This window comes from Sphaerisporangium flaviroseum (assembly GCF_039537005.1).
In the GTDB taxonomy this organism is placed as follows: Bacteria; Actinomycetota; Actinomycetes; order Streptosporangiales; family Streptosporangiaceae; genus Sphaerisporangium; species Sphaerisporangium flaviroseum.
In genome coordinates, this window is sequence record NZ_BAAAZR010000012.1 from 73,053 (window position 1) to 99,429 (window position 26,377).

At 68.6% G+C, this 26,377-nt stretch carries 34 protein-coding genes and 2 pseudogenes; 15 read left to right on the forward strand and 21 right to left on the reverse strand.

Annotated features, from left to right (window positions below; translation table 11 throughout):
- Positions 1-21: 21 nt before the first annotated feature.
- Genes ABD810_RS22685 through ABD810_RS22700 form a run of 4 tightly spaced genes read right to left on the reverse strand, consistent with a single transcriptional unit; the run spans position 22 to position 5,464 of the window.
- Positions 22-1,047 carry an ABC transporter ATP-binding protein gene (locus ABD810_RS22685; RefSeq protein WP_344943802.1) on the reverse strand — a complete coding sequence of 342 codons (1,026 nt, stop codon included), beginning with the start codon at positions 1,045-1,047 and terminating at the stop codon, positions 22-24.
- Positions 1,037-2,917, reverse strand: a complete 1,881-nt coding sequence (locus ABD810_RS22690; protein ID WP_344943805.1) for a dipeptide/oligopeptide/nickel ABC transporter permease/ATP-binding protein — start codon at positions 2,915-2,917, stop codon at positions 1,037-1,039. The genes ABD810_RS22685 and ABD810_RS22690 overlap by 11 nt, the downstream gene beginning before the upstream one ends.
- Positions 2,910-3,845, reverse strand: a complete 936-nt coding sequence (locus ABD810_RS22695) for an ABC transporter permease (protein WP_344943808.1) — start codon at positions 3,843-3,845, stop codon at positions 2,910-2,912. Before ABD810_RS22695 ends, ABD810_RS22690 begins: the two co-directional genes overlap by 8 nt.
- Positions 3,842-5,464, reverse strand: a complete 1,623-nt coding sequence (locus ABD810_RS22700; RefSeq protein WP_344943810.1) for an ABC transporter substrate-binding protein — start codon at positions 5,462-5,464, stop codon at positions 3,842-3,844. The genes ABD810_RS22695 and ABD810_RS22700 overlap by 4 nt, the downstream gene beginning before the upstream one ends.
- A 138-nt stretch (positions 5,465-5,602) precedes the next feature.
- On the opposite strand from ABD810_RS22700, the gene ABD810_RS22705 reads away from it, so the two are divergent.
- The 4 genes from ABD810_RS22705 (at position 5,603) to ABD810_RS22720 (ending at position 7,926) form a co-directional block, all read left to right on the forward strand.
- Positions 5,603-6,298, forward strand: a complete 696-nt coding sequence (locus ABD810_RS22705) for a TetR/AcrR family transcriptional regulator (protein ID WP_344943813.1) — start codon at positions 5,603-5,605, stop codon at positions 6,296-6,298.
- On the forward strand, positions 6,295-6,537 hold the full coding sequence (locus ABD810_RS22710; RefSeq protein WP_344943816.1) for a hypothetical protein: 243 nt from the start codon (positions 6,295-6,297) through the stop codon (positions 6,535-6,537). Before ABD810_RS22705 ends, ABD810_RS22710 begins: the two co-directional genes overlap by 4 nt.
- 267 nt (positions 6,538-6,804) lie before the next feature.
- The gene (locus tag ABD810_RS22715; protein ID WP_344943818.1) at positions 6,805-7,299 is read left to right on the forward strand and encodes a zinc metalloprotease; all 495 of its coding nucleotides are present in this window, start codon (positions 6,805-6,807) and stop codon (positions 7,297-7,299) included.
- Between the two features lie 21 nt (positions 7,300-7,320).
- On the forward strand, positions 7,321-7,926 hold the full coding sequence (locus tag ABD810_RS22720) for a hypothetical protein (protein ID WP_344943820.1): 606 nt from the start codon (positions 7,321-7,323) through the stop codon (positions 7,924-7,926).
- 224 nt (positions 7,927-8,150) lie between these two features.
- Here ABD810_RS22720 and ABD810_RS22725 read toward each other — a convergent pair whose 3' ends face one another.
- Positions 8,151-8,933 (reverse strand): hypothetical protein, encoded by a 783-nt coding sequence (locus ABD810_RS22725; RefSeq protein ID WP_344943822.1) that lies wholly within the window; start codon positions 8,931-8,933, stop codon positions 8,151-8,153.
- 64 nt (positions 8,934-8,997) lie between these two features.
- Here ABD810_RS22725 and ABD810_RS41065 point away from each other — a divergent pair, with 64 nt between their 5' ends.
- A complete protein-coding gene (locus ABD810_RS41065) occupies positions 8,998-9,120 on the forward strand; it encodes a DUF6879 family protein (RefSeq protein WP_425566937.1) in 123 nt (40 codons plus the stop codon).
- Complete coding sequence (locus ABD810_RS41070) at positions 9,110-9,373, forward strand: DUF6879 family protein (protein ID WP_425566938.1); 264 nt, start codon at positions 9,110-9,112, stop codon at positions 9,371-9,373. Before ABD810_RS41065 ends, ABD810_RS41070 begins: the two co-directional genes overlap by 11 nt.
- Positions 9,374-9,490: 117 nt before the next feature.
- Here the strand turns inward: ABD810_RS41070 and ABD810_RS22730 are convergent, their stop codons facing one another.
- A complete protein-coding gene (locus ABD810_RS22730; protein ID WP_344943824.1) occupies positions 9,491-9,919 on the reverse strand; it encodes a MerR family transcriptional regulator in 429 nt (142 codons plus the stop codon).
- Positions 9,920-9,981: 62 nt separating this feature from the next.
- Here ABD810_RS22730 and ABD810_RS22735 point away from each other — a divergent pair, with 62 nt between their 5' ends.
- From ABD810_RS22735 to ABD810_RS22745, 3 genes are read left to right on the forward strand one after another with little or no spacing between them, the layout of a single operon-like run.
- The gene (locus ABD810_RS22735; RefSeq protein ID WP_344943827.1) at positions 9,982-10,926 is read left to right on the forward strand and encodes an NAD(P)/FAD-dependent oxidoreductase; all 945 of its coding nucleotides are present in this window, start codon (positions 9,982-9,984) and stop codon (positions 10,924-10,926) included.
- A gap of 2 nt (positions 10,927-10,928) precedes the next feature.
- Complete coding sequence (locus ABD810_RS22740) at positions 10,929-12,368, forward strand: MFS transporter (RefSeq protein ID WP_344943829.1); 1,440 nt, start codon at positions 10,929-10,931, stop codon at positions 12,366-12,368.
- Complete coding sequence (locus ABD810_RS22745; protein WP_344943832.1) at positions 12,365-12,514, forward strand: hypothetical protein; 150 nt, start codon at positions 12,365-12,367, stop codon at positions 12,512-12,514. The genes ABD810_RS22740 and ABD810_RS22745 overlap by 4 nt, the downstream gene beginning before the upstream one ends.
- 18 nt (positions 12,515-12,532) lie before the next feature.
- Here ABD810_RS22745 and ABD810_RS22750 read toward each other — a convergent pair whose 3' ends face one another.
- Positions 12,533-13,771 carry an MFS transporter gene (locus ABD810_RS22750; protein ID WP_344943835.1) on the reverse strand — a complete coding sequence of 413 codons (1,239 nt, stop codon included), beginning with the start codon at positions 13,769-13,771 and terminating at the stop codon, positions 12,533-12,535.
- A gap of 54 nt (positions 13,772-13,825) precedes the next feature.
- On the opposite strand from ABD810_RS22750, the gene ABD810_RS22755 reads away from it, so the two are divergent.
- Together ABD810_RS22755 and ABD810_RS41075 are read left to right on the forward strand one after the other, a co-directional pair.
- The gene (locus ABD810_RS22755; protein WP_344943838.1) at positions 13,826-14,572 is read left to right on the forward strand and encodes an AraC family transcriptional regulator; all 747 of its coding nucleotides are present in this window, start codon (positions 13,826-13,828) and stop codon (positions 14,570-14,572) included.
- A 56-nt stretch (positions 14,573-14,628) separates the two neighbouring features.
- Positions 14,629-14,775, forward strand: a pseudogene (locus ABD810_RS41075) (transposase); the annotation flags it as partial.
- Positions 14,776-15,105: 330 nt separating this feature from the next.
- Here the strand turns inward: ABD810_RS41075 and ABD810_RS22760 are convergent.
- Positions 15,106-15,312: a helix-turn-helix transcriptional regulator gene (locus ABD810_RS22760; protein ID WP_344943841.1), complete on the reverse strand. Its 207-nt coding sequence runs from the start codon at positions 15,310-15,312 to the stop codon at positions 15,106-15,108.
- The gene (locus ABD810_RS22765) at positions 15,309-15,770 is read right to left on the reverse strand and encodes a hypothetical protein (protein WP_344943844.1); all 462 of its coding nucleotides are present in this window, start codon (positions 15,768-15,770) and stop codon (positions 15,309-15,311) included. The genes ABD810_RS22760 and ABD810_RS22765 overlap by 4 nt, the downstream gene beginning before the upstream one ends.
- A gap of 266 nt (positions 15,771-16,036) precedes the next feature.
- On the opposite strand from ABD810_RS22765, the gene ABD810_RS22770 reads away from it, so the two are divergent.
- Positions 16,037-16,267 (forward strand): DUF4158 domain-containing protein, encoded by a 231-nt coding sequence (locus tag ABD810_RS22770; RefSeq protein WP_425566939.1) that lies wholly within the window; start codon positions 16,037-16,039, stop codon positions 16,265-16,267.
- Positions 16,268-16,618: 351 nt separating this feature from the next.
- Here ABD810_RS22770 and ABD810_RS22775 read toward each other — a convergent pair whose 3' ends face one another.
- The 3 genes from ABD810_RS22775 to ABD810_RS22785 form a co-directional block, all read right to left on the reverse strand.
- On the reverse strand, positions 16,619-17,173 hold the full coding sequence (locus tag ABD810_RS22775; RefSeq protein WP_344943846.1) for a DinB family protein: 555 nt from the start codon (positions 17,171-17,173) through the stop codon (positions 16,619-16,621).
- A 68-nt stretch (positions 17,174-17,241) separates the two neighbouring features.
- Complete coding sequence (locus tag ABD810_RS22780; protein WP_344943849.1) at positions 17,242-17,664, reverse strand: hypothetical protein; 423 nt, start codon at positions 17,662-17,664, stop codon at positions 17,242-17,244.
- Entirely contained in the window at positions 17,607-18,101 is a 495-nt protein-coding gene (locus ABD810_RS22785) for a hypothetical protein (protein WP_344943852.1), read from the reverse strand. The genes ABD810_RS22780 and ABD810_RS22785 overlap by 58 nt, the downstream gene beginning before the upstream one ends.
- 367 nt (positions 18,102-18,468) lie before the next feature.
- Here ABD810_RS22785 and ABD810_RS22790 point away from each other — a divergent pair, with 367 nt between their 5' ends.
- On the forward strand, positions 18,469-19,764 hold the full coding sequence (locus ABD810_RS22790; protein ID WP_344943855.1) for a LamG-like jellyroll fold domain-containing protein: 1,296 nt from the start codon (positions 18,469-18,471) through the stop codon (positions 19,762-19,764).
- A gap of 80 nt (positions 19,765-19,844) precedes the next feature.
- Complete coding sequence (locus ABD810_RS22795; protein WP_344943857.1) at positions 19,845-20,513, forward strand: DUF6461 domain-containing protein; 669 nt, start codon at positions 19,845-19,847, stop codon at positions 20,511-20,513.
- A gap of 276 nt (positions 20,514-20,789) precedes the next feature.
- Here ABD810_RS22795 and ABD810_RS22800 read toward each other — a convergent pair whose 3' ends face one another.
- The 8 genes and pseudogenes from ABD810_RS22800 to ABD810_RS41085 form a co-directional block, all read right to left on the reverse strand.
- Positions 20,790-20,939 carry a tyrosine-type recombinase/integrase gene (locus ABD810_RS22800; protein WP_344943859.1) on the reverse strand — a complete coding sequence of 50 codons (150 nt, stop codon included), beginning with the start codon at positions 20,937-20,939 and terminating at the stop codon, positions 20,790-20,792.
- Positions 20,940-21,049: 110 nt separating this feature from the next.
- Positions 21,050-21,781: pseudogene (locus tag ABD810_RS41080) on the reverse strand (site-specific integrase); the annotation flags it as partial.
- A gap of 39 nt (positions 21,782-21,820) precedes the next feature.
- Positions 21,821-22,402, reverse strand: a complete 582-nt coding sequence (locus tag ABD810_RS22805; protein ID WP_344943862.1) for a dihydrofolate reductase family protein — start codon at positions 22,400-22,402, stop codon at positions 21,821-21,823.
- Between the two features lie 65 nt (positions 22,403-22,467).
- The gene (locus ABD810_RS22810; RefSeq protein WP_344943865.1) at positions 22,468-23,289 is read right to left on the reverse strand and encodes a helix-turn-helix domain-containing protein; all 822 of its coding nucleotides are present in this window, start codon (positions 23,287-23,289) and stop codon (positions 22,468-22,470) included.
- Between the two features lie 341 nt (positions 23,290-23,630).
- A complete protein-coding gene (locus ABD810_RS22815) occupies positions 23,631-24,704 on the reverse strand; it encodes a hypothetical protein (RefSeq protein WP_344943868.1) in 1,074 nt (357 codons plus the stop codon).
- A complete protein-coding gene (locus ABD810_RS22820; RefSeq protein WP_344943871.1) occupies positions 24,701-25,279 on the reverse strand; it encodes a SigE family RNA polymerase sigma factor in 579 nt (192 codons plus the stop codon). Before ABD810_RS22820 ends, ABD810_RS22815 begins: the two co-directional genes overlap by 4 nt.
- Positions 25,280-25,383: 104 nt before the next feature.
- Entirely contained in the window at positions 25,384-25,521 is a 138-nt protein-coding gene (locus tag ABD810_RS22825; protein WP_344943874.1) for a helix-turn-helix domain-containing protein, read from the reverse strand.
- Positions 25,522-25,538: 17 nt separating this feature from the next.
- On the reverse strand, positions 25,539-25,706 hold the full coding sequence (locus ABD810_RS41085; RefSeq protein WP_425566940.1) for a recombinase family protein: 168 nt from the start codon (positions 25,704-25,706) through the stop codon (positions 25,539-25,541).
- Here ABD810_RS41085 and ABD810_RS22830 point away from each other — a divergent pair.
- Positions 25,650-25,814: a hypothetical protein gene (locus tag ABD810_RS22830; RefSeq protein ID WP_344943876.1), complete on the forward strand. Its 165-nt coding sequence runs from the start codon at positions 25,650-25,652 to the stop codon at positions 25,812-25,814. The genes ABD810_RS41085 and ABD810_RS22830 overlap by 57 nt on opposite strands.
- 266 nt (positions 25,815-26,080) lie before the next feature.
- On the opposite strand, the gene ABD810_RS22835 is transcribed toward ABD810_RS22830, so the two are convergent.
- The coding region (locus tag ABD810_RS22835; RefSeq protein ID WP_344943879.1) for a hypothetical protein at positions 26,081-26,377 on the reverse strand (297 nt) is incomplete at its 5' end.

Below are 26,377 nucleotides of genomic sequence, written 5' to 3' on the forward strand. Positions count from 1 at the left end.
CTGTACCTTTTTCGGAGTATCTTACGTGCCTGTCGGGGTGACCTGGCCTCCGTCCCCCCAGGCCCGGCCGTCCGACTCCTCGGCGAAGTGGCAGGCCACCCAGCGGTCCCCGCCCAGCGGGCGCATCACCGGCTCCTCGGCGGCGCAGCGAGCGGCCGCCTTCGGACAGCGGGTGCGGAAGCGGCAGCCGCTGGGCGGGGTGACGGGCGAGGGCGGCTCGCCGCTGATGAGCCGGTCGGCGGGAGGCAGGTTCAGCCCGCTGCGCGGGATGGCGGCGAGCAGCGCCCGGGTGTACGGGTGGGCGGGGCGCTCGACCAGGGCCGAGCCGGGCGCCAGCTCGCACACCTTGCCCAGGTACATCACCAGGATGCGGTCGCTGATGTTCTTGACCACGGCCAGGTCGTGGGCGATGAAGACGAGCGTCAGCCGGTAGCGCTCCTTGAGGTCCTCCAGCAGCCCGAGGATCTGCGCCTGCACCGACACGTCCAGCGCCGACACCGGCTCGTCGCAGATCACCACCTCGGGCTCGGGGACCAGCGCGCGGGCGATGGAGATGCGCTGGCACTGGCCGCCCGAGAACTCGTGCGGGCGCCGGACGGCCGCGGTCGCCGGGTCGAGGCCGACGGCCTCCAGCATCTCGTCCACCCGCCCGGCGCCCAGGCCCCAGACGCGCGTCCCCTCGGCGACGATGTCGCGGACCCGCCGCCGGGGGTTCAGCGACGAGATCGGGTCCTGGAAGATCATCTGCAGCCGGCGGCGGGTGCGGCGCAGTTCCTCCCCGCGCAGAGCCGTCAGCTCGACCCCGTCCAGCCGTACCGATCCGGCGCGCGGCGGGGGGAGCTGCATGAGGGCCCGGGCGGTGCTGGACTTGCCGCAGCCGGACTCCCCCACGATGCCCAGGGTCTCTCCCCTGGCCACGTCGAAACCGACGCCGGACACCGCGCGCACGTGGCGCCCGCCTCCGGCCGGGAACTCGACCACCAGGTCCTGCACACGGAGCACGACCTGGTCGGCGGGCCGGAGATGCGCGCTGCCGCTACCTGCCACGTGTCTCGGCTCCCTCGATGATCGTCGCCTCGGCGCCGCGCGGGTGCCAGCAGGCGTACAGGTGGTCCGCGGAGCCGGCGACCAGCGGCGGCTCCTCGACGGCGCACCGGTCGCCCGCGTAGGGGCACCGGGGATGGAAGGCGCAGCCACCGGGCAGCGCCGCCAGGTCGGGCGGCCGGCCGGTGATGACGCGGAGCCGGTGGTGGGCCGGGTCGGTCAGCTTGGGCACCGCCTGCAGCAGCGCCTCGGTGTACGGCATGCGGGCCCGTTCGAGCACCTCGGCCGTCGGCCCGCGCTCCACGACCTTGCCCGCGTACATCACGATGACCTCGTCGGCCCACTCCGCCACCACCGACAGGTCATGGCTGACCAGCAGGACCGCCATGTCCCGCTCGCCGCGCAGCCGGTGCACCAGGCGCAGCACCTGGTCCTGGATGGTGACGTCCAGGGCGGTGGTGGGCTCGTCGGCGAACAGCACGTCCGGCCCGCACGACAGGGCCATCGCGATGGTGACGCGCTGGCGCATGCCGCCGGACAGCTGGTGGGGGTAGCGGCGCAGCATCCGCTCGGGGTCGGGGATGCCCACCGAGGCGAGGAGTCGTACGGCCTCCGCCAGGGCCTGCCTCCGGCTCATCCCCCGGTGCACCTGGAGCGGCTCGGCCACCTGTGTGCCGATGGACCGGACCGGGTTGAGCGCGGTCATCGGATCCTGGAAGACGGTGGCGAGGCGGGGGCCGAGAACCTGCCGCATCTGCTCGGGGGTGAAGGCCGTCAGGTCCTCGCCCTCCAGGTAGACCTTGCCGCCGCGGACGACGTCTCCTCCGGGGAGCAGGCCGAGGATGGAGCGGATGAGCATGGACTTGCCCGAGCCCGACTCGCCCACGACCGCCAGGGTGCGGCCGCGTTCCAGGGTGAGCGACACCCCGTCGACGGCCTTGACGGTGCCGCGTCCGACGACGAAGTGGGTGCGCAGGTCCTCCACCTGGAGCAGGCCGGCCTTGATGGCGTGCGTGGCCGCGGGCAGCGGCGCGGCGGTGACCTGGCGTACCGGCTCCAGGCCGCTCTCCCGGACGTCGGTGAGCGCCCGCAGCCGGTCGCCGACCACGTTGAAGGACAGCACCGTCAGGAACATCACGATCGAGGGCGCCAGGACGACGTGCGGCGCGTTGTCCATGACGGTGCGGCCCTCGTTGATGAGCCCGCCCCACGTCGGGGTGGGGGCCTGGACGGACAGGCCGAGGAAGGCCAGGCTGCCCTCGGCCACGACGGCGATCGCCATCCCGATGAACGCGTAGGACGCGGCGGGCACGGTCACGTTGGGCACGATCTCGCGCCACAGGATCCGCCGCTCCCGCGCGCCGAGCGCGCGGGCCGCGAGGACGAACTCGCGCTGGGCGACCGACAGCGTCGCCCCGCGGATCAGCCGCGTCCACGCGGGCACGCCGAGCACTCCGAGGACGAGCAGCACGTTGCGCAGGCTCGCCCCGGCGAAGGCGACCACCGCGAGGGCGAAGACCAGCGCGGGGAAGGCGAGCGCGATGTCGGTGACCGCCATGATCAACGCGTCGGCGGCACGCCTGCGGTATCCGGCGACGATGCCGAGAGGCGCCCCGATGAGCAGGCCGAGCAGGACGGCTCCGATGCCGACGCCGAGCGAGACGCGGGCTCCGTACACGACCCTGCTGAACACGTCGCGGCCGAGGCCGTCGGTGCCGAAGGGATGCGCGCCGCTCGGCCCGGCCTGTGGCGGGCCGGCCAGGGTTTCGTCGAAGCGCGGCAGCGGCAGCAGGTCGGCCAGGACGGCGGCGGCCAGGACCAGGGTGATCCACGCCGCCGCGATCCAGAAGACCGGGCCCAGGCGCCTACGCACGCCGGATCCGGGGGTCGACGGCGGCGTACACCAGATCCACCGCGAAGTTGACCAGGACGTAACCGACGGAGATCAGCACGACGCTCCCCTGCACGGTCAGGTAGTCACGGGAGAAGATGGAGTCCACGATCAGCCGCCCGACGCCGGGCAGCCCGAACAGCGTCTCGATGATCACGGTGCCGCCGATGAGCGCGCCCAGGTTGAGCCCGACGGCGGTGACCAGCGAGATGGCGGACGGCCGCAGGGCGTGCCGCCACAGGATGCGCCGCGGCGACAGGCCGCGGGCACGGGCCAGGGTGATGTAGTCCTCCTGGAGGGTGGCGATCAGGTCGGTGCGCAGCAGCCGCGCGTAGACGGCCAGCTGCCCGCAGCCGAGCGTCACGGCGGGCAGCAGCACCGAGGTGAGGTTCCAGCCGACGTCGACCGACAGCGGTGTCCACCCGGTGGCGGGCAGCAGCCGCCAGGTGACGGCGAAGACCAGGATCAGCAGCACGCCCAGCACGAACACCGGGGTGGACAGCAGCGCGAAGCTCACCGCGGTGAGCACCTGGTCCAGCGCCCGCCCGGCACGGCGGGCCGCGGCGACGCCGACCGGGATCGCCAGGCCGAGCGCGACGGCCTGGGCCACGACCAGCAGCTCCAGCGTGACCGGCAGCCGTTCGGCCAGCTCCTCGGCGACCGGCAGCCGGGTGATGTACGAGGTGCCGAAGTCGCCGGTGAGCAGGTCGCCGAGCCAGGCCGCGTACCGGATCAGCAGCGGCTGGTCCAGGCCGAGCTCCTGGCGGAGCTGAGCGCGGGCCTCCTCGGTGGCCGACAGGCCGAGGATCTGCGTGGTCGGATCGCCGGGGAGCAGGTTGAGCAGGACGTAGGACAGGAACGTCACCACGAGCAGCACCACCGCGAGCCGGACCAGCCGGTGCAGGATCACCGCTGGCTGACCCAGATCTGGGAGAACGGGTGGTAGGGCACGGGCGACCCGGTCAGCGGCAGAGCCTTGTCGCCGTCGGGCAGGACCGTCTCGCCGATGCCGCGGACCTTGCCGGTGGCGATGACGGCGCCGACGTTGAGGTGGTCGATGAACACGAACGGCACGAGCTCGCGCAGCCTCTGCTGCACGGTCGCGTAGTCCTTCTTGCGCACGTCGGGCTGGGGGTTGCTGCGCCCGCTGTCCAGGGCGCTGCTGAGCTGCGCGTCCTTGATGCGGCTGAAGTTGAGCGCGACGGAGCCGACGGGCTGGGCGTAGCTCTGGTGCAGCCAGATGTACTCGCCGTCGGGGTCGGCCGCGGAGAACTGCGTCCAGACGGTGGCCTTGTAGTTGCCGAGGACGGCCCGGTTGATCAGATCGGCCTGGTCGGCCTGTTTGATCGTCACGTCGATCCCGGCCTTGCGCCACATGTCCTGGGCGAGCTCGACGCCCTGCATGGTGTTGGGGTCGGGGGTGGACAGCAGCTCGAACGAGATCGGCCCCTTCTCCGCCTCGACCTCCTTCACCAGGCTGGTGGCCTTGGCCAGGTCGTAGCCCGGGTAGTCGCCGCCGGGGGCGTACCACGGGGAGTCCTTCGACCAGGGTCCGTCGGCCTCCTCGGTCAGGCCGGAGCGCAGGGTGGCGATGACGGCCTTGCGGTCGGTGGCGTAGGCGAGGGCACGACGCACGCGCACGTCGTCCAGGGGGGCGACCGCGGTGTTGAGCATGAACATGTACTCGGGCACCGCCATGCCCCGGGCGCGGTGCACCGTGTAGGTGTCCTTCAGGGCGCCGAACTTCACGACGTCCTCGTCGCGGGTGGTGGCGATCGCGTCGACGCCGCCGGACTCCAGGGTCTGCGCCCTGGTCTGGCTGTCGGGCAGGATCCGGAACTCGATCTCGTCGAGGTACGGCAGGCCCTTGCGCCAGTAGTTCGCGTTGCGGGTCACGACCATGCGGCTGTCGGGCACGTACTGCTTGAGCGTGAACGCGCCGGTGCCGATCGGGGTCCGGCTGGCGGCCTTGGGATCGGCCAGCGAGGCGGACGCGACGATCATGCCGATCTGCGTGGCCAGGTAGTAGGGGAAGGCCACCCAGGGCTGGCGGAGCTTCACCTTCACCGCCGACGGGCCCGCGAGCTCGAAGGACTCGACCGGGCCGAACACCGAACTGGTGAGCGGTGAGGCCTTCTGCGCCTCCAGGTTGGCCTTGACCACCTCGCCGGTCAGCGGCGTGCCGTCGGAGAAGGTGATCCCGGACCGGACGGTGATGGTCCACTCGTCGGCGTTCTGGTTCGGTTTCAGGGACTGTGCCAAATAGGGCTTCCATACGCCGTCGGCGCCCACGCTGACCAGCGGTTCCACCATGGTGCTGACCATGCTGTAACTCTGCGAGGCGAACTGGTCGGTCACGGGGTTGAAGCCGGCGGCGTCGGCGCTGAGCCCGTAGACGAGGCGTCCGCCGGACGTGGGCGAGACCGATCCGGAGGACGTGGCCTCGGGCTCGGCGACAGGTCGCGGCCCGCTGCAGGCGACCAGCGCCGTCAGGGCCATCGAGACCAGCAAGATCGTGCAGCGTTTCATCCGCACCTTCTCTCAGTCCCCCCGAGAGTGATTTCACCGATAGTACTATCGGTGAAAAATCGCACAAGAGGCTGAGGGCGATTGTGTGCCGGAGTCCCGGCCGTACTGTTAGCCGGGGAGCGAGGAATGGGGGGAACCGTGACGAGCACACCGCTGACCAGGAGCGAGGCCAAGGACCTGACCCGGCGCAAGCTGATCCGGGCCGCCATGGCGATCCTCGACGAGGAGGGCGAGGCGGGCCTGACCACGGTGAAGATCGCCCGGCGGGCCGGCATCGCGCAGTCCAGCTTCTACGTCCATTTCAAGGACAAGCAGGATCTGCTCCGCGCGCTCGCGGAGCACTGCGCGCGGCAGCTGCTCGGGTCCATGCGCGAGGCCCGCCGCAGGGCGCGAGAGGCGCCCAGCGACCTCGAACGGCACCGCGAGACCTTCCGCATCCCGCTGGAGGCCATCAGCCGCCATCCCGAGTTGCTCCGCATCCAGCTGCGCGCCCGGCACGACCCCTCCTCCCCGCTCCAGGAGCTGGCCACCGAGACCGCCACCGCCTACCGCGACCACCTGGCCGCCGACCTCGCCGCTCTGGGCTACACCGCCGGGGACGAGCGCTCCCGGCGCCGGCTGGAGATGGTCGCGGAAGGGATCAACGCGCTGACCAACACCCTGGCCCTCGGCCACATCGAGGGGCGCTACACCGATGTCGAGGAGACCCTGGACGTGCTGGTGGCCTTCTCCAAGGGCGCGTTCCGGCTGCTGAGGTCCCAGGACGAGGGGCCCTCGCGCCAGGCCCCGGGCCGTGACCGGAGGTTCCCTTCGAGTCCCCAGGGAGCGGAATGACCATTCGAGCCGGTGAGGTGACGGCGCCGGACGGCTACGACATCTACCAGGTGAAGCGTTACAGCCGTGCGCTGATGGCCAAGCAGGCGACCAGCGTGGAGAACTCCTGGGACACCTTCACCGCCGAAACGCTGCCGGTGCTGCCCGTGTGCTCCTGGACCCTGGTCATCCCGTGGGAGCCCACCAACGAGCGGCCGCGCCGTTGGACTTCATCCCCCGCGCCCGAACCACGTCGGTAGGCACCTGCGCGAAGTGGAACGTTGAGTGGATGCTGGCCATGTGCGTGACCTGCAGAGGGGACAGCGAGGAAACTATTAGGAAAAATCAGGACCTGCGATGGTCTTGATTTCTTTTCCCGGTTTGCGATCATCGGTGTTAGGCGCGAGTGATCATCGGCACGGGGCCGACAGCGGTAGCTGACGTGCCAAGCGCTCAATTCATCGAGGCGAACGGGAGCTGATTCCGTGGGACGACCCAAGGCGTTCTGGAAGACCGCAAGACGGCGAGTGCCGCGTTCTCTGGCCATCGCAATCGCGGCGATTCTCGTCGCGGTCGTGGGTGCCACGCCTGCCGCCGCCCACTGGTACGGGGCGGGCATGACGCAGCCGAACTTCACCATCCGTCCCTACAGTTACAACAGCAGCTGGCAAGGTCCCATGGATCGGTCGCTGTCCAACTGGAATGCGACCCCGACCCCCGCCTACATCTCGAAGTCGTCGGGCTCATCGTCCTCGGTCGTCGCGACGTCCTACAGCGACACCTGGTACGGGCTCTACAGCTCGTACGGCAGTTACTTCCAGATCAAGCTGAACTCCCGCACCATCAGCGGGGACGCGTCCAACTTCTCCAACTTCGTGACCAGCGTGTTCGTCCACGAACTGGGTCATGGCCTGAGCTTGGCCCACAACGACCTGACTTCGATCATGAACCACGGCCGGAACCGTAACACCCTGACGACGCCTCAGGCACACGACAACAGCGACGTGAACAGCTACTACTAGAAACGTGGGGAGTGAGGGCAAGTGAAGACGCTGTCAAGGAAGCTCGTCGCCGCCACGGCCGCGGCAGCGGCCGTGTTCCTCTCCGCGTGCTCGGCCGAGCCGCACACAATCGTGTACCACGCCGACTATCCCTCCTACCAGACCGCCGACCAGCTCTACCAGAAGGCCACGCTCGTCATCGAGGCGCGGCTGGGAAGCACGGCGCAGGTGGTACAGGAAAAGGCGAACCCCGCTGCTCAGGGCACGGATGAGAAGTCCAATCCCCAGGCGGGTGTACCGCAAGGACAGGCCGCCCCGCCGGAACAGCAACCCGTCGTCACCACCGTTTATCCGGTCGAGGTGGTGAAGGTTTTCAAGGGATCGGCCAAACCCGGGGAAAACATCCAGGTCAAGGAACTCGGCGGCACGGTCAACGGAGTCACCTACAAAGAGCCGGGCAGCCGCCCGCTCGAAAAGGGGAAGACCTACGTGCTCTTCCTGGAGACGTATCCGGATTCACCCGCCTCCCTGCTCAACCCCGAACAGGGAAAGTATCCGATCGACGCGGCCGGCAACCTCGCGCCTCTGGCTGAGAACCCCGTCAAGCTGACCCGCCCGGACCTGGACAACCTCTCCGCGAACGATTGACGGATCCGAGCGCCCCTTTCTCGCTGTGATACCGGGACATCCCAGGGGCACTCCGACAACCACTGAGCATCGTCCGCCGGCGCCGGGGGCCTTTCACGGCCGCACGACGCCGGCGGCGTGGAGTGTGCGCCTGGGCGTACCAGCCCGTTTCCCCGGCAGCCCGGACTCACGGAACACCATCTCAAAGGCGTCCGGGCGCAGGACGATGCCCGCGAGGACAGATATCAGCCAGCCGTAGCAGCCGTGCATATAGATGGCGAGCAAGGGATTCTCAGTCGCATCAGGTCGAGGTCCTTGCCCCACGCATCCAGCACCGCGCTGTGCCCGGCGCGCCGGGCCGCCGCCTCGACATGGGCGAAGAGGTGTCGTTGTAGAGGCACGTCGCCCGTTGCCGAGATGCGGTCCGCGGCGTCCAGCAGCATGCCGGTGTCCCAGCCGGGCAACGGGTATCGGGTGAGTTCCCATTCCAGGTACTTGTTGTAGGGACGGGGGCGACGGTCGAGGGCGAAGAGCAGCTCCAGCAGGAACCGGATGCTGTCGGCGGCGTCGAGGCGGGCGGCGAGCGAATGTCCATCACGGTCGTTCTTGACGGAGCGGTAGAGGGAGTTGGCGTAGGCGTCGAGCCATTCACCGGAGTCCCTGAATGCTTCATCGGCGTCGAGCCGTGCCTTGGCGGCCAGGATCTGGGCGATGCCTCCGTCGAGCCGGTCGAGTACGAGCCTGGCACGGGCAAGGGCGTAGCGCTCGAAGCCGGGCATTCCTGCCGCGCGGAACTCGGCGAGGGGAGCGATGACGAGGTCGAGTTCGGGAGTGCGGTGGCCGGTGAACCGGGTGAGATCCGTTGTCGCGCTGTCGGCGAGGACGACGTACAGGTCATGGTCGGAGTGCTCGGTGATCATGTCGTCATGGGCGCGGGAGCCCTTGAGGACGAGGCCGACGACGGCGGGGTCGGCGGTGGCGAGTTCGACGAACGCGTGGTAGGTGAGGGGCTGCTGCATGGGCATCATGTGGTCTCCGGTGGGATGGTGACGGGAATGCCTGCTGGGGCGGCCCCAGCTCCCGTGGGTGGAGATGGTCCGCGGGCACGTCCGGCGAGGAGTGTCCTTCCGCCGTGCCAGGGTGGTGTCAGAGCCGGTCAGCGGCCACATCCGGACGAGCACGCGATCACTCCTGCGGCCACCTCATGGCCGGTGAGCAGGTGCGGTGGCTGCCTCGGTCGTCGACGTACTACATGGCGCTTCCAGGGTGTGACTTCTGGCAGATCGGCGATGACTTGGTGGTCTTCGTCTTTCAAAGTGGCGACGGAGAGCCGGCCGGTTTCGTCATCGTTGGTGACGACCCAAAGCTGAGCAAGTTCTGCGCCTCGGCCTTCGAGACCGTCGGGGTACGGGCGCGCGACCACGAGAGGTACTCCCCCCCTACCTCGGCGACGACTAGGCGCCCTTGACTCGGTGGCCTCAACCGGGACGCTCGACCAGCGAGGAGGACGAGTTTCCGGCTTCTGAGTGCGGCCATCACCCAGGGTCCGTCACCTCCTACCGGCCGCCGGCGGCCGGACGGTGTTTCAGATCATGCACCCGTCCTTGTGGAGGTTTTGAGGTCCAGCCGCGGTCTCCGCTATCCGCCGGTAGTCGGGGCAGTGGGTGAAGTCGTCCGCTGTGCACTGCATAAGGTGCTCGATGAGCGCCTTGGAGGCCGATATTTCGTGAAGCCGGCGTTCCAGTTCCGCGTGGTGCCGCTGGAGGAGTGCCTGGCGCTCGGCCTGGCCGGAGACGGTGAGGATCTCGCGGATCTGCTCCAGGCTCATACCCGCCGCTTTGGCGCGGATGATCGTCATGACCCGAATGAGATGGTCGCGGGTGTAGCGGCGACGGCCGTTGACTCTGGCTGTGGGGGCCAGCAGGCCCATGGCCTCCCAGTGGCGCAGGACATGCGGGGCGAGGTCGAACCGCTCCGCGAGTTCCCCGATCCGCATGGAATCGCTTGACTTCATGTTGACATTAACTTGCAGACTTGCCCTCACGTCAAGCGATGACCGCTCATTGGAGGCAAGACATGTTCGACGTCGTCATCATCGGCGGAGGTCCGGCCGGCATGGCCGCTGCTCTGACCCTCGGGCGGGTCCACCGGCCGGTGCTGTTGATCGACGCCGGGCAGGGCCGCAACGCCACCGCCGACAACATGCACAACTTCCTCACCCGGGACGGCACACCTCCCGCTGAGTTGCGCAAGCTCGGCCGCGAAGAACTGGCCGCGTATCGAACGGTGCAGACAACGACGGAGACGGTCACCGATGCCCGCGCGCTGGACGAGGGCGGCTTCCAACTGCACCTGCCCGGCAGTGGGACTGCAGCCACGCGGCGCCTGCTGCTGGCTACCGGGCTGGCCGACGAGCTTCCCGGCCCGCGCGGGGTGGAAACGCTGTGGGGCCGTTCCGCCTTCCACTGCCCCTACTGCCACGGCTATGAATGCACCGGCAAACAAGTCGCCGTGCTCGGCACGGATCCGGCCCGGGTACGGCTGGCGCTGCAGCTGAGCCGCTTCGCCGCCGACGTCGCACTCTGCACCGGCGGCCAGCCGCTCGACCCGGCGGCGCAGGTCACGCTGGAATCGCATGGTGTCGCCGTGCGCTGCGAGGCCATCACCCGGCTGGAGGGTACCGACGGCCGGCTGGAACAGATCGTGTTCGAAAATGGCCCATCCCTGGCCAGCCACGCGGTGTTCGTCCTCAACGTGCCGCGCCAGCGCTCCGATCTGGCTGATCGTCTCGGCTGCGCGACCTTCGCCGACGGGTGCGTGGAGGTGAACGAGTTCGGCCAGACGAGCGTACCCGGCGTGTCCGCGGCCGGGGACATGGCGCGGCGGGCCACCGTGCCGATGCCCATGGCCGCGGTCATCGCTGCGGCGGCCAGCGGCACCGTCGCCGCGGCGGTCATCGACCAAGACCTGCTGTGCGCCGACTTCGGCCTGCCCAACCCGCTCGCGCAGGCAAGGGGCTGATCATGGAGTCCGCAAGCCTCGCGCGGACCGCCGCCCCCCCGAAGGGCGGCAGCAATGTGCCGCTCGCCACGACCGGCCTGCTGATCGGCAGGTTGCTGTCGGTCCTGGACCAGACGGTGGTGGCCATCGCCCTGCCCGACATCGCCGCCGACCTGGGCGGCATGGACGCGATCGGCTGGATCGTCACCTCCTACGTACTGGCCTCGACCACGACCGGCGCGCTCTACGGCCGGATCAGCGACCGGTTCGGCCGGCGCCCGGTGTTCCTCACGGCGGTCGCCGTCTTCGTCGCCGGCCTCCGCACTGTGCGGCCTGGCCCAGACGACGCCCCAGCTGATCGCCGTCAGGACCTTCCAAGGCATTGGGGCCGGAGCGCTGTTCGTGCTGCCCACGATCGCGCTGTCGGGGCTGTACCCCAGCATCTACGCAGCAGGGTGCAGGGCTTGACCGGCGGCGTCTTCGCGCTGGCCAGCGTGGGCGGCCCGCTCGCCGGCGGCGCGATCACCGACGCCTGGGGCTGGCGCTGGATCTTCTACATCAACCTGCCCCTCGGCCTGCTCGCCATGGCGCTCACCGCGTTCGCGCTGCGGCTGCCCAAGCCAGGCAGGGACGGCAAGGTCGACCTGGCCGGGGCCGTGCTGATCGCGGGCGCGACGGTGAGCCTGCTGCTGGTAGCCGAATGGGGCGGCCGCACGTACGCCTGGACGTCCGGAGTGATCTTGGCACTGATCGGTGCGGTGGCCCTTCTGGCGGCTCTGTTCTTGTGGTGGGAACGCCGCGCGGCCAACCCGCTGCTGCCGCTGCGGCTGTTCGCCGACCCCACCCTGCGCGTCGCGCTCCCCGCCACCGCGCTGCTCGGGGCGCTGCTCGGTGGATCGATCGTCTACCTGCCCACCTATCTACAGGCCGCGTACGGCATGGGCGCCACGCAGGCGGGCCTGGCGCTCAACCCGTACGTGCTGACGTTCATGGTGGTCTCCTCGCTCGCCGGCGCCCGCGTCGGCGCGAGCGGCCGGATCAAGCCCTACCTGCTCGCCGGCTCGGCGATCGCGGTGCTGGGATTCGCGCTGTTGAGCCGGCTCACCCCCGATACCTCCTACGTCCTGCTGGCCGTGGAGATCGCGATGCTGGGGGCCGGGTTCGGCCTGCTGATGCAGAACCTGGTGGTCGTCGCGCAGAACGCGGCCTCGCCCGCGGACCTGGCCGCCGCCACCTCCGCCGCGGTGTCCGTCCGCGGCCTGGGCCTGTCGCTCGGCGTGGCGGTCTTCGGCACCCTCCTGGCCCGGGAACTCCAGGGCCAGAACCCGAGCCCGGTGGCGACCGCCGCCGCCATTCCGGACGTCCTGTTCTGGGGCGCCCCGGCTGCCGCCGTCCTGGTGGCGCTGATGGCCCTACTGCCCCGCAAGGCTCAGCACCCAACGTCAGGAGAGGCGACGGCATGATCGCGCAGCTGGAGGCGGCGCTGGCGAACATGGTGGCGGCCCGCCGCGTGCGTGAGACGGGGCTTGCGGAACATCGCAACGAAACCGGCGCTGAGCCTTCGCCGGGCGCCTGGTGGGCGAATGACGGAGCGCTGGCGGGAGCGTGACGCTCGCCGCTGACGGGCTCAGGGGCGGGTCGTGGCGTCAGCGGCGGGATCTGGCTGTGGGCTGGGCGGCGGCTGGCCGGTGGCCGAGTGGAGCATGTCGGGCTCGTTCAGGGTGCGCAGGAGAAGCCAGCCGAGGGCAGGCAGTGCGATCAGCGGTGCGAGAGCGGTCTGCAGGGAGGTGGCGTCGGCGACGGCGCCGATGAGCGGGCTCACGATGCCGCCGGCGCTGACGGCCAGGCCCAGGGTGACGCCACTGGCGGTGGCCACACGCTGGGGCAGGTAGTCCTGGCCGAGGGTGATGTGCAGGGAGAAGGGCACGTACAGGCCGGCAGAGGTGAGGGCGACGAATACATACAGCAGCGGCCCAGGAACGAAGACCACGCCGGCCACGGCGAGGATGGTCAGGGCATAGGACCATTGGACGACCGGTATGCGGCCGTGGCGGGTGGCGAGCTTCCCGCCGGCCACGGTGCCCACCGCGCCACCGAGGTAGAGCACGAACAGCGCCGCCGTACCCGAGAAATCTCCTGCGCCAGTGCGCCGGCTCGCATACAGCGAGATGAACGCGCTGAGGCCGACGAAGACGATCGAGCGGCACACGATGGCCCCCGACAGCTTGACGAAGGATGCCCAGTCGTCCCCACCGATGGCCCGGCTCGCGCGAGCGGCCGCGGTCACCGCGGCGGGGGCCTTGACGCCCCGCAGCGCGGCCGAGCACAGCGCCACGCCGGCGACGGCGGGGACGATCAGCAGCGGGGAGGCGGGTAGGCCGCCTGTGGCGATGACGGGTGAGACCATCAAGGGTGCGACGGCGAAGCCGAGGTTGCCGCCGAGGGAGAACCATCCCATCGCGGTGTGGCTGCCGCGGCTGGCGTTGCGTGCCACGCGTGCGGCTTGCGGGTGGTAGGCGGCAATGCCGATCCCGGACACGGCGACGGCCACCAGGGTGAGGGCATAGGAGCCGCCGACACCGGCGAGAGCGACTCCGGCGCCGCTCACCATCGTGCTCACCGGCAGCAGCCAGGGCATGGCCCACTTGTCGGTGAGGGCCCCGAACAACGGCTGAACCACCGAGGACATCAGGGAGGCGGCCAGGACGATGCCGGAGGCTGCGGCGTAGGTGTAGGCGCGCTCGGAGACGAAGAACGGCACCAAGGAGGCCACCGCGCCCTGGTAGACGTCCACGCAGGCATGCCCCACAGACAGCAGCGTGATGGACCGGCCAGGTGAGGCCTTGGAGGTCTGATGGGGTGTCACCCCTCAATCGTGGCCACGGAAGGACGTGGCGGGCTTCCGATAACATGCCAACCTATGCCGGATATCCGTCACATGCCCGAGGCGCCCACCCGTATCCAGGTGCTGGCTCCCGGAGAACGCATCGACGCGCACCGTCATGACGACCATCAGATCGTCTATGCGGGCTCCGGTGTCCTGGCCATCACCACCGATGCCGGCACCTGGTTCGCTCCCGGCACCCGGGCCATCTGGGTGCCCGCCGGATGCGTGCACGCCCACCGCGCCTACGGCCACCTCGCCTTGCACCTGCTCGGGCTGCCCCCTGACACCAACCCCCTCGGCCTTGACGCCCCCACCGTCCTCGCCGTCAGCCCCCTGCTGCGCGAGCTGATCATCGCGTACACCGGCGGTCCTCACGACGAGACCTCCGAGCGGCTGCGGCTGCGCGCGGTCCTGCTCGACCAGTTGCGTGCCTCACCCCAGCAACACGTCCAGCTGCCCGCCCCCGCCGACCCCCGCCTCACGGCCGTCTGCGATGTCCTGCATCGCGACCCCGCAGATCCACGCAGCCTGGCCGCGTTGGCGACCGCGGCAGGAGCCGGCGAGCGGACCCTCAGCCGCCTCTTCCGCCGCGAACTGGGCATGACCTTCCCCCAGTGGCGCACCCAGCTGCGTCTTTACCACGCCCTGCGCATGCTGGCCAGCGACATGCCGGTGACCACGGTCGCCCACCACTGCGGCTGGTCGTCCACCAGCGCCTTCATCGACGTCTTCCGCCGTGCCTTCGGCTACACCCCCGGCACCCACAACCGCCGTCCCTGACCTGTCGCACACTCGTCACCCCGTCCAGCAACCGGGCGCGCGGGTTGGCGGTGCGGATGGTGCAGGAGGCCGTCGAGCAGTCCGGGGAATCGTTCGGCGTGATCACCCGCGTCGCACGCCAGCTCGGCATCGGATCCGAATCGCTGCGTAACTGGGTCAGGCAGGCCGAGGTCGACGGCAGTAAACGGCCCGGCACCAGCACCGATGAGGCCAAGCGGCTCGCGCAGTTGGAGCGTGAGGTCCGCGGGTTGCGCCGGGCCAACGAGATTTTGAAGGCGGCGTCGGCTTTTCGCCAGAGAACTCGACCCTCGACCGCCCAGATGAACGCCTTCATCGACGCTCACCGCGACCGATTCGGCGTCCAGCGATCTGCCGGGTCTTGCAAACCGCGCCGTCGACGTACTACGCCGCCCGCACCCGCCCGCCCTGTGATCGAGCGGTACGCGACGAGCATCTCAAGACCTAGATCACCCGCATCTACCAGGACAACTACCGCTGCTACGGCGCCAAACCGAGGAACGTGCGGCCGCAGGCTACACCCGAGGCGCTTCATCGTCGAGAAAGAGCTCTTCGATCTTCAGGTTGAACAGCTTGGCGAGACGGAAGGCGACTGGAAGGCTCGGGTCGAACTTCCCTGTTTCGATTGCGTTGATCGTCTGCCTTGACACGCTGACACGCTGAGCCAGGTCAGCCTGCGTCCAGGCGCGTTCGGCCCGGAGGTCCTTGATGCGGTTCTTCATCGGTACCTGATCTTGCCGACGATGACGGCGATCACGTAGACGACTCCTAGGAGCGCGGGGAGGACTGCGATATCGACGTCGTAGACGACGAGGTCGGCGGCGTCCGCGACGACATAGGCGAATCCGCTGACCCACCCCACTCCGAGGGCGACCGCCAGCGCATCCTGCATGATCTTCCGTTGTAACTCATCTTGTCCTCGGAGAAAGCGCGCGAAGGCGACGATCCATCCGATGCCGACGACAAGATTGGCGGCAACTGCGGCCCAGCTCGCCACCGGTTGCCGCGAATCCCACAAGAGTCCGGGGGCGAACCTGGCCAAGGCAAGAGTCGCCAGCCAGGCGAGTGTCCAGAGTACAAGTCCAACGGCTGTCTTGATCGAGTCCCGGTAGTCCCCGGTCGCGTTGTGTGCTTGCACGAGTTGCCCTTCCTGCGGTGAGAAGTCAAGTACACTTGACACGGTAGAAGGAACCTACCGCGATGTCAAGTACACTTGACAATGGCCGAGCCGACCCCGGTCCGGGTGACATGGGACTGCCGTCAGTTCCGCCTTAACAGGGGGTCAGCCCACATAAGCCCAAAACCCACATTGGGATGATCTTGACGGGTCGAACGGCGAGGTTGATGAAGCTGTGATCTTCTTCGCCTGTCGTGTGCGTGTTCGTCTCGCTACGGGGTGTCTCGTCCATGGGCGGGGTGAGCCGGGAAGCGTGTGCGGTGACGTCGGTGGAGCGGACCGCCTACCGCGTGTTCCCGCGGCTGGTGATGACGCGTGAGCCGTACCTCTTCTACTCTTCCTCGGCCGGGGAAGCAGCGTGGGCGCGGGAGCAGACCGATACCGATGAGCACCCGCTGGCGCTGACGCTCGCGCTGAAGTGCTTTCAGCGGCTGGGCCGCTTCGCCAAGGCCCGTGAGGTGCCACCCGTGGTGGTTGAGCATGTACGGCGCTGGCCTTGAGGTCAGCGAGGATGTCATGCCGGTGTATGCCTCGCCGCGTACGGCTGAGTCGCATCGGGTGCTGGTACGGGGCCGCGAGGGAGTGGGGTACGCGCCGGGCAAGGCTCGCAAGATCGCGGCCAAGGCGATGACCCGGGCGCCGTCGCTTTTCCACGGTGCGGCCGTTCCTGTCGGTGCTGACCCAGGGTCGACTTCGGCGCGAGCCCGGAAGGGGCGCCGGTGCTGAAGGCCTCAAGGCGCTGCCGGAGCTGACGGGCCGGAAGAAGGTTACCGGGAGGAAGGAGATGGCTGCCGACCCCGGCCGTTGTCCGGCGGCACACGGCCGCCGGACAAGGTCTCCCACCGCCGAAATCAGACGCCTTCGCGCAGGTACAGGTCACGCAGCAGGCAGATCTCGCCGCCGTGATGCGAAACCTCGACCAGAGCGTGCAGCGCGAGCTTCAGATACGTCTCATCGGCCCAACCGCCGGGGCCCTGGCCAATCGGCGCCAACAGGCGCTTGTCGCCGAGGGCCGCGATACGGGAGATGAAGTGCTCCCAGTCCTCGGCGAGCGCCTGGACGCCCTCTTTCGCGGTGCCCGGCCACTCGTGGCGGTCGCCGAACTCGGGAACGTCCTCGAAGAAGTGGATCACATAGCCGCGCAGGCAGAGGCTGCCGATGTGCCAGATGCGCCAGGCGATCGTGGTGACGGGGTCCGGCGCCTCCGGACTCGATTCCGGAATTAACGTGGCGACGCGGAAGACGCCGTCGTCGCCGGGGCGGATGCTGATGCAGTCGCTGACCGGCTCCCAGTGGTACTCGGCGTCGGTCAGGTCCTCAAGGCGCCCGAACAGCCGGGATCGCGCGCGTTCGAAGATCGCGAGAATGTCCCGCGTGGCGGGGTCGGGCACGATCATGTCAGCCATGTCAACTCCAGGGCTCGGTGGTTTCGGGTCGGTCGGGATGATCAGGATTGACGAGTCGGCCGACTCTGTCACGTGCCGCCGCCTCGGCGTGTGTCGCCGGGTGCGAGCAGGCTAGTGAGTTCGGCGATGGCGTCCGGCGACGGCTTGAAGTAGCGGCGGACGTTCTCCGCCTTCTTGTGCCGCGACTTGGCCATCAACATCAGCAGGCTCGCCCCCTGCTCCCCGAGGTGGGTCAGCCCGGAGTGCCGGAACTCGTGCAGATCCCAGCCTGTGCCAACCCCGTGCAGCGCGGTGTGCTCGTCCAGCAGGGCGCGGGCCTGGTCGTACGACAGCCGGGCCAGACCGGAATCCGGGCACACGTCCCACGACGAGACGACCTTGCCCGGCCCGGGGCGGCGGTGAGTGGCGAACACCGGGCCGCGGGTGCGGTTCTTCAGCAGCCGCGGCAGCAGCCGGGCGGTGCCGGCGTCCCAGTACACGGGCTCCAGCACGAAATCCTCGCGGCGTTCACCGCCGTCGAGCCCCACAGCGCTTCGAGGGCGTCGCCGATCTCGTCGTCCGCGACCTGCCCGAGCGGCCGGCCCTCGCCGACCAGTTCGGCGGTCTTGCCGACCCCGATCGCGTAGTTCCGCACTGTGTTCGGGTTGCCGAGCGCGTCGAGGAAGGCGTCCGCGGCGCCGCGGACGGTGAGCACCAGCGGCGTGGGCGGCGCGGCGCCGACCCGGCGGCGGGAACCTGATCGGACCCGGTGCCCGGTGAGGAAGCCCGGCGGGGGCGGTGATGGGGCTTGGCCGCCGGGCAGCCGGTCCGACCGGTACACCGCGCTGGGGGTCAGTACGCGTACGGTGTCCCGCGCCGCGGCAGCCGCCCGCGGGAAGCCGTCCTGTGCCACCGGGCCAGGTTCGGGGTCGTGGGACTGGATCGTCATCGTCGCTCGCCTGCCTTTGACCTGTCGCCCGCTGCAGACGCGCGGGGCGGGGTGAATGTTGGATTGGCAGTGGCCAAGGACCAGGTGGCAGGCAGGTGGGCGTTGACGTCGGCAGGCACCGCCGCCAGGCGCACTCCGCTGCCCGCGCTCAGCCGGTCGTGACAGCCGGGAACCACGCGCATGTTCGCGTCAACGCGGTCCGCTCGGGTGAGCACTATCCGGCTGTGATGGCCCGCCCGGAACTCATCGGGGGTCGCGGTGTGCATTGCACCGACATCAATGATCACCAGTAGGGCGCGCGGCTGGCGCCCCGGAGGTGCTCCACTACGCCGGGCCCCAGCCCCACCCCCACCCCACGCCGAATCCGGTGGCGGGGCTGGTGGCGGCCTACGGCATGAACGAGGGATCGGGCACGACCGTGGCCGATTCCTCCGGGCAGAGCAACACCGGGGCCGCCCGGGACACCACCTGGACGACGGGCAAGTACGGTAAGGCACTGTCCTTCAACGGCTCTTCCAGCTGGGTCACGATCCAGCACGCCGCGTTGCTGCGCCTGACGAACGCGCTGACGCTCTCGGCATGGGTGAGGCCCTCGGCGCTGGACGACCTCTGGCGTAGCGTGCTCATGAAGGAGAACGCCGAAGGCGGCTCCTACGGACTGTACGTCTCCTCCGAGTACACCGCCCGGTCCGGCTGGTTGCAGACCACCGAGGAGGGCGGCGGGATCGTCGGTAGTGGTCCACTGCCGCAGAACCAGTGGAGCCATCTGGCGTTCAGCTACGCAGGTGGCACGGCCCGCTTGTACGTCAACGGCACCCAGGTCGCGCAGGTGCCGGTGGCCGGGGATGCTCTCGACGATGGGGGCGTCCGGCGGATCGACGGCAACGCTTTCTGGGGCGAGTTCTACAGTGGGCTGATCGACGAGGTGCGCGTCTACAATCGCGCCCAGTCACTGGCCGAGATCCAGACCGACATGAACACCCCCATCGGCGCCACGGGCACGAGCACGGCACAAAGACTGAACGCCCATCGGGCCGGCAAGAATCGTTATTCATCCTGCTACTGGGGCTACTGGCGGTACTACAATTTTGATACGAAGGGCAACGAAATAGGCTATATCCTATTCCGGTACACCACGAATGGGGCGCTGTTTCCTGAGCGCCGGAGTTTCGTCTACGGAGTCTACCTCGACGTTTTCTCCACCGATGGCATCGTCAGCGGGCTCTGGACTCGAAGGATGAGGATCGGCATCTCCGCCTATACAGGGGAAAGTGATCCCGGAGGCTCGATAAACTCGAGGGTGACTCGAACGGCAGACCAAAATATGAACGACCGGAACGACAGCCGCGCCCGCAGGATGTGCAAGAAGATCTGGGGGAAGGACTACGTCACCGAGTACGCCGTGCGATACAAAGATCCTGCCACAGGCGCGCTGGGACCGGATTGGAACTGCGACGAGTTCCCCTTCAAATCCACACGCGAAGGCGCAGCCTACAAGATCCCCGACCCGGCCAAGCCCGGCAAGAAGAAGTTCGCTAACAATTACTCCGTCTGGCTATTGCCCAAGGATGAGAATCAGGAGTTCGGCACCGCGATCCTGAACGTGTTCTATGATAACGACCACGTAATCGACGGCGACACGTTCTGGATCCGCATCGCCTGACCCCATCGGCCGTTGAACATGGCGGGTACGGTGCGCAACACCTGCCCGCCATGGATGAACAGAGTTGTGAAAGGACGATAATGCCCGCTGAGGCCACTGCGGATTCCTACGCATGGATAACCCATGAAGCCTACGCCGGGATGCTCATTTCCGGGTTGTCGGTGATTTTCGTGCGCGATCGGGACCACGCATCGTTGCTAGGAGCGTTGGGCCTGCCTATGCCAGTGGATGAGGCAGGCATGCTCACACCGGCAGGGCTCTCCGTCGCGTCCGTCTACACTCACCCGGCAGGCAGCATCATGGTCGAACGTACCGGTTACGTGGGCGCGCTCCGCGCCGTCATGGAGAGCCTGTCCACCGGCGCGGTGGCCGCCAGCGTCACACGGACGTTCGAGACCGACATGCTTTTCGCCTACGCGGAGAACGGTGAAGTGATCTCCGCCTTCAACGTCGACGAGCCGGCATCCAGGCGCGGGCGCTCGCCCGACGCCATCGCAGCCCATATCGCAGATCTCGGCTTCCCCACTTTCGATTACGACCTTGAGGACGAGGACGAACGCGAGGACGAGGACGAGGACATTTACGCCGCGGAACACGGCAAACGGCTACTCGCGTTATGCTGCGCGCTGGCTCTGGCCACCCGGCTGACGGGGCTTAGGCTGACGGAGGAGCAGTTGGCGGCGCCGCTGCCCCAATACTCGATCTCGTCGCTCTATTCCGCAGGCGGAGTCGCGGCCCGGTTCGTATGAATGCGTCACAGTTCTTCGGTCCGTGGGCCCGTGCTCAGAACTCTGGCAGCGGTAGGGCACGTCTGATCAAGTCCAGCCGTCGCCGTCGTGCATGGCGAGGGCCACCTGCGGTGACCGTGGGCAGGGGCTCGTTGATGAACCGGACGGTGAAGTGGTTACGGAGCAGCGCGATGAACGGCTCGTCGGCGAACCGCTCCAGCGTCTCTCGGTCGGGGTGTCGGTAAGACTCGTGCAGCCCGGTACACGCGATTGAGTTCGCCCAGGTCAGCGGTGGCGCTACTGATCGGTGGGGAGATGGCTGACGGCGTCTTCGAGGTCGGCGTGGGTGGGCAGGGTGTAGCGGCGGGTGGTGTCGAGGCGGGTGTGGCCGAGGAGTTCCGCGACGACGACGATGTCGACGCCCGCGCGCAGGAGGTTGGTCGCCAAGGTGTGCCGCAGGATGTGAGCGAAAGGGCGAGGGCGCCCGCGTCGTCGAGGATGTCGGCGTCGGTGGCCAGTTCGTCCATGAGCTGGTCGACCGCCCGGGCCGACAGGCGCCCGCCGCGGCGGTTGAGGAACAGCGCCGGGGTGTCGGCGCCGGGCCAGGAGGCGCGGCGGGTGCGCCACTCGGTGATGGAGGTCCGCGCGGTGCCGTCCAGTAGCGGGATCTCGCGGGAGGTCTCGCCCTTGCCGGAGCGGACGATGACCTTGCCTTTGCGCGCCGAGAGCGGGACGTCGTCGTCGTCCAGAGCAACGAGCTCGGCGATCCGGACGCCGGAGTAGAACAGCAGCCGGCCGATGGCGCGGTCGCGAGCGAGGGGGCGGCGTTCGACGGCGCGCAGGTAGCGCTTCTGCTGGCGGGCGTCCAGCGCGCGGGGCGCGAGCTTGGGGGCGTCGTCGCGGCGGACGACGGCGGGGCCGAGTCCGAGCTGGGTGAAGAAGTGGTCAACGCGGTGAGGTGGGCGTTGACGGTATTCGACGCGCGGCGCAGCACGGTCTTCATGTGGGTCTTGTAGTCGCGGACGGCGAAGTCGCGGTTGTGGGCGTCGGTGAGCGGGTCGCCGTCGAGGCCGCTGGCCTCCAGCCAGGCGAGGAAGGTCCGGACCCGGGAGTCGTAGGCGCGGCGGGTGTCGCCGTCCAGCGGGGCCCGCTTCAGCGCTGCGGCGTAGGCGGCGTGGATCGTGGTGAACGCCTCTTGCCGCAGGTGAGGTGCTGGGGCGGATCGGCGTCGGCTGCCCGACCAGGGACAGCGATGCGCAGACGAAGCCGGAGGCCCGATCTTGTGTCACCGTTCGCAGTGGACTTCTTCGCGTACCCGCTCAGATCGGTCAACGGCGCACCCGATAGCGCAGGTGAAGCACCCGGTTGCCCTGAATCACCACGTCAGGATCCTCCAGCAGGTGCTGCGCGTCGACCGACCCGAAGTAGCGCTTGCCGGACCCGAACACCACGGGTACGACGTCCATGCGCACCTCGTCGACCAGACCCGCGGCAAGCACCTGGCCACCGACGTCGCCGGCGGCGACCTCGACCAAGCGGTCACCCGCAAGCTCCTGCGCCTTGGCCACGGCTGCCTCGACGCCGTCGACGAAGTGAAACGGCGCCTCGGGGTCCCAGCCCTCAGGCTCCGGCCGGTGTGTCACGACGACCACGTGGTCGATCCCGCTCGGCGGCTTCCCGTCCCAGCCGTCCGTCATGTCGAAGACGTGGCGGCCGGCGATCGTCACTCCGATCTGGTCCCAGTACGGCCGGATGTAGTCGTAGGACGCCTGCGACACCTTCAGCTCGCCGCTCTCGTCCAACGGGACGTCACCGCTGGACAACCAGTCGAACAGCGGTCCGGGCTGGTCATTCTCGTCCGCGACGAAGCCGTCCACCGACACCGAGCTGTACATGACCACCTTGCCCACGGGGCTCTCCTCTGCTTCGGGGTGCCCCAAATTAGCGTGTCGTGAGCTGTCGCTCTTGTAAGAAATCAATCGGCCGGCAGCGGCCAGCCGTCCAGCGCGTGGCCGGGATGTTCGCGCAGGAACCGCCGCCGGACTTCGACGTACCTGGTCGGCGTGAGCCCGGTGAACGCCCGGAACTCGTGGCCGAAGTGGGCCTGGTCGAAGTAGCCTGCGCCACCGGCGAGGTCGCCCCAGTCGATCGGTCCGGCGGGGTTGATCGCGAACACGGTGGCGGCGAAGCGGTAGGTGCGGGCCAGCCGCTTCGGCGTGACGCCGATGAGCTCCTTGAACCGCTGTGCCAGATGAGTGCTGCTGACACCGGCTGCCACGCTCAGGTCGCCGATCGCCACCGCCCCGCTGGTCGCCGCGATGACGCTGCTCGTATGGCGGACCAGCCCCAGGCCGGAGGTCTCGCACAGCCGTCGCATCAGCTCCTCCTCCAGCAGCGTCAGCATCTCGTGCGGTCCGGCCGCCGTGGCCAGCCGGTCCCGCAGCTCGGCGATGGCGGGCCGGCCCCAAACCTGCTCTACCGTCACCGGCCGGTCACACAGCTCGGCCGCGGGCATCGGCAGGAACGGCGCCAGCCCCCACGGCTTGATGTGCACGCCGACTGACCGGGTCTCCGGCGGATAGCCGAACTCGAAGGCGCGGGTGGGCATGGTGACCACGCAGCCGTCGGCGTACTCGGCCGTCTCGATGTCGGTGCCGGCGCGGATGCGGAACGGCGCCCCGAGGTTGACGATGAGCAGCGCCGCCGGCATCGGCGGCAGCGTCAGCCGGGCGTACGGCGGCGCACCCTCCAGGTAGTAAAGGTCGTCGATCAGCCCGTCCAGCGGCGGTCGCGGCACTCTGGACACGTACTTCACGCGCACAGTATCGCCGACGCCCCGCCGGCATCGCCCGCCGGGATGGTCCAGCCGCGCTGCCGCCGGAACGGGCGAGCGTCCCGCGTTACGCACCTCGCGTAGCCGACTCGGCGGCGTGCCAGGAGAAGGCTGAGTACGTGGGCAGCGATCGTGAGAGGTGACTACAGGCCATCCGGAACTCAGTCATGCACATGACTGATGCCTCCGAATGATTCGTGTCAATTCGAGCGACCGCCAACGCCAGACCTTCATCTCCTGCGCGGCACCAGGTCACCTACACAACAACCTCGCCTTCCACGCTCGTGGCGCACTTAAATCACCCGCTAAGAGCCGTCACAGGTCATGCCGACTTGTTGGGTGCACTCTTCGGGTAGCTGAGGTCCGTCGCTGGTCCAGCCGAGTTTTCTGACCACTTCCGCAGCGGCCATGTCACCGACATCCAGGCCGGCGGTCTGGGGCAGTGGCCCGGCGACCAGGATGACTGTCCCGAGCAGGTCGCCGCTGGACCGATCGATCACCAGCCACCATTCCAGCGGATCGCGATCGACTCTGCGCACGATGGCCATACCGCTTCGCCCTTCGGCGTCCTTAGCCTTGTCCACGATCCGCGCGCCCGGTAGCGCGGCCATCATGCTCAAGACAGCCGCCCGCACTTCAGGCGGGGTCGGTGCCTCGGTGAGTAGTCCCTCACCCATGATCCACAGCATGTCCTGCTCCGAGTACTCCTTGACGTGGGAACGGCCGGGACTGGCCGGTTCCTGGCGCTCTGCACCCCGCAGCCGCAGCAACTCCACTCTCAGCCGCTGTGGGTCCTGCGGTAGCGCGAGGAGCTGAGAACGGGTCAGCGACACCCCGCCGCCGAGCTGGAAGCCCTCCGGGAAGTAGTAGTGCGTCCGGCGCGGGTACTGCACGTCTTTGCAGCCCACTCGGAAACCGCACAGGGCCGGCGCACCTGCCTCGCGCCACTTCCGTTGGTCGGCGGTGGTGAAGGGCCGGGTGTAGAGCGGTGTGGTCTCGAGGACAGGGCCGCGGGGAGTCGCCCAGGAGACCGTGCGGACACTGTCCTCGATGTCATACGTCTGCTTGGGCGCCCGCTGCCACGTCAACGACTCTGTCTCGCTACGCCAGTATTCACGCGGCTGTTCGGCTCGCCGCGCCAGCGCGTCCACGACAGCGGTGAACCCCTCCGGAACTGCCGAATGTCGCACCAGCGAAGGGACGATCGCAACCGCGCCGAGCACCACCGCGACAGCGGCGGCCGCCAACACCGGCAGCCCCCGAAAACCCCTACGCGGCCGAACAGCGACAGGAGCCGCGACTTGCAAGCTCTCTGGCGACACCAGTTCCGCACCGGCAGTGAAAGCGTCGCGGAGTCGGTCTTCAACGTTTCGAGTCATCGCTCCTCCTTCAGTTTCACCGCGAGCACCTTCAGCGCCCGAGATGCCGTCGATTTGACCGTTCCGCGGCTGACACCCATCACCTGGGCGATCTCCGCTTCCGACAGGTCGAGGTAGAACCGCAGCACCAACACCTCGCGCTGGCGTCGCGGCAGAGCCCGGACCGCCAGAAACACCTGCCGCCGGGTCTCCCCCAGCAGCGCCGCCGCCTCCGCCGACCAGAAGGGAACCTCACGGTGACCGCGGAATCGCCCGATGATCACCCTGCGCCGCAGGACCATCCGGCACCCATTGACCACGGCCGTGCGCAGGTAAGGCAGCACCTGCCTTCGGTCGGTCAACCGGCCCCATCTGCGATACACCGCGGCGAACGCGTCCTGAACCACGTCCTCGGCACTCTCCTGGTCGCCTACCAGCAGGAACGCCAGCCGCACAAGCGCCAGGCGGTGAGCGAGGAATAATTCGGCTACGACCGTGTCGGCCGAGGCCTCGCCGCCCGGAGAACCGGGTGGCGGATGGATGATCTCGGATTTCATATCTTCTACATGCACAAGCCCCCCAGGAGGTTGCGTCACGCCGGTAATCGAGTGGGTGTGTGCTCGGGCAGCATGATGGCGTCCTGGTCGGCGAGCTTGGCCCACCGCCGCGGTAGGTGATCGGGGGCAGCCCTGTGCTCCTCCTATGCCGAGACCGTCTTGTCGGGATCGAGGTGGCGGTAGATGGTGGCGCGGCTGACGCCGAGGCGGTCGGCGATCTGCTGGACGGTGTAGCGGCGCTTGCCGTCGTCGCCCTTCATCTCATACAACGCGCGGGCCATCTCCACGCCATGGGCGTCTAGGGCGCCGGGCGCCCGCCGACGCGGCCGCGTGCTCGGGCCGAGGCGAGTCCTTCGAGGGTGCCCTCGACGATGAGTTCGCGGAGAAATTCGTCCAAGGCGCCGAACATATGGAACTGCAGGCGGCCGGATGGGGTGGAGGTGTCGATGCCCTGCTTGAGCACCAGGAGGTCGACCTCGCGCTCGCGGAGCTGCGCCGCCAGGTCCAGCAGGTGGCGCAGCGAGCGGGGCGCGACAGGCGGGTGATGACGAAGGTGTCGCCGGAGCGCAGGTAGTCCAGCGCCTTGTCGAGCTCGGGGCGGCGGTCGATTTCGTACAACAAGATTACGTCAGGGCCCGGACAGGGTTCGCGCCGACGGGGTCGTGATGGTGACCTGGGAGTGCCGCTCGTTTGGGGCTCATGACACGTTTCTTACCGGCACGTCCGCCGCGAGTTCAGCCAGACTGAAGGACATTCATCGGGAACACACGCGAGTTCGCTGGGTGAGATCTGAAATCGCGGGGAGTTCGTCGTTGACGCCGGCGTCATGACCCAAAGGGATCACGGTTGGGGTGTCTGATCGAGCTCGTCGGCGAGTAGGTGCTCGGCGACGGCGGAGTATCTGGCGGCGGTGCTGTGGGAGATCCCGAAGACCAGCGACAGGTGAAGCGGGTCCGCCCCTCCGGCGAGAGCTTCGTGGAGGATGCGGTCCTTGCGTATCCGGTCGACACTGCAGCCGGTGCGGTTCATCCGCGACGTCACGAATTGCTGGCTGATCGGACCAGTGCCGTGGGCGGTTTTGTCGCTGATCAGGACGTGGGGGTTGGTGGTGTGCGGCCAGGTTGCGCGACGGTGGCG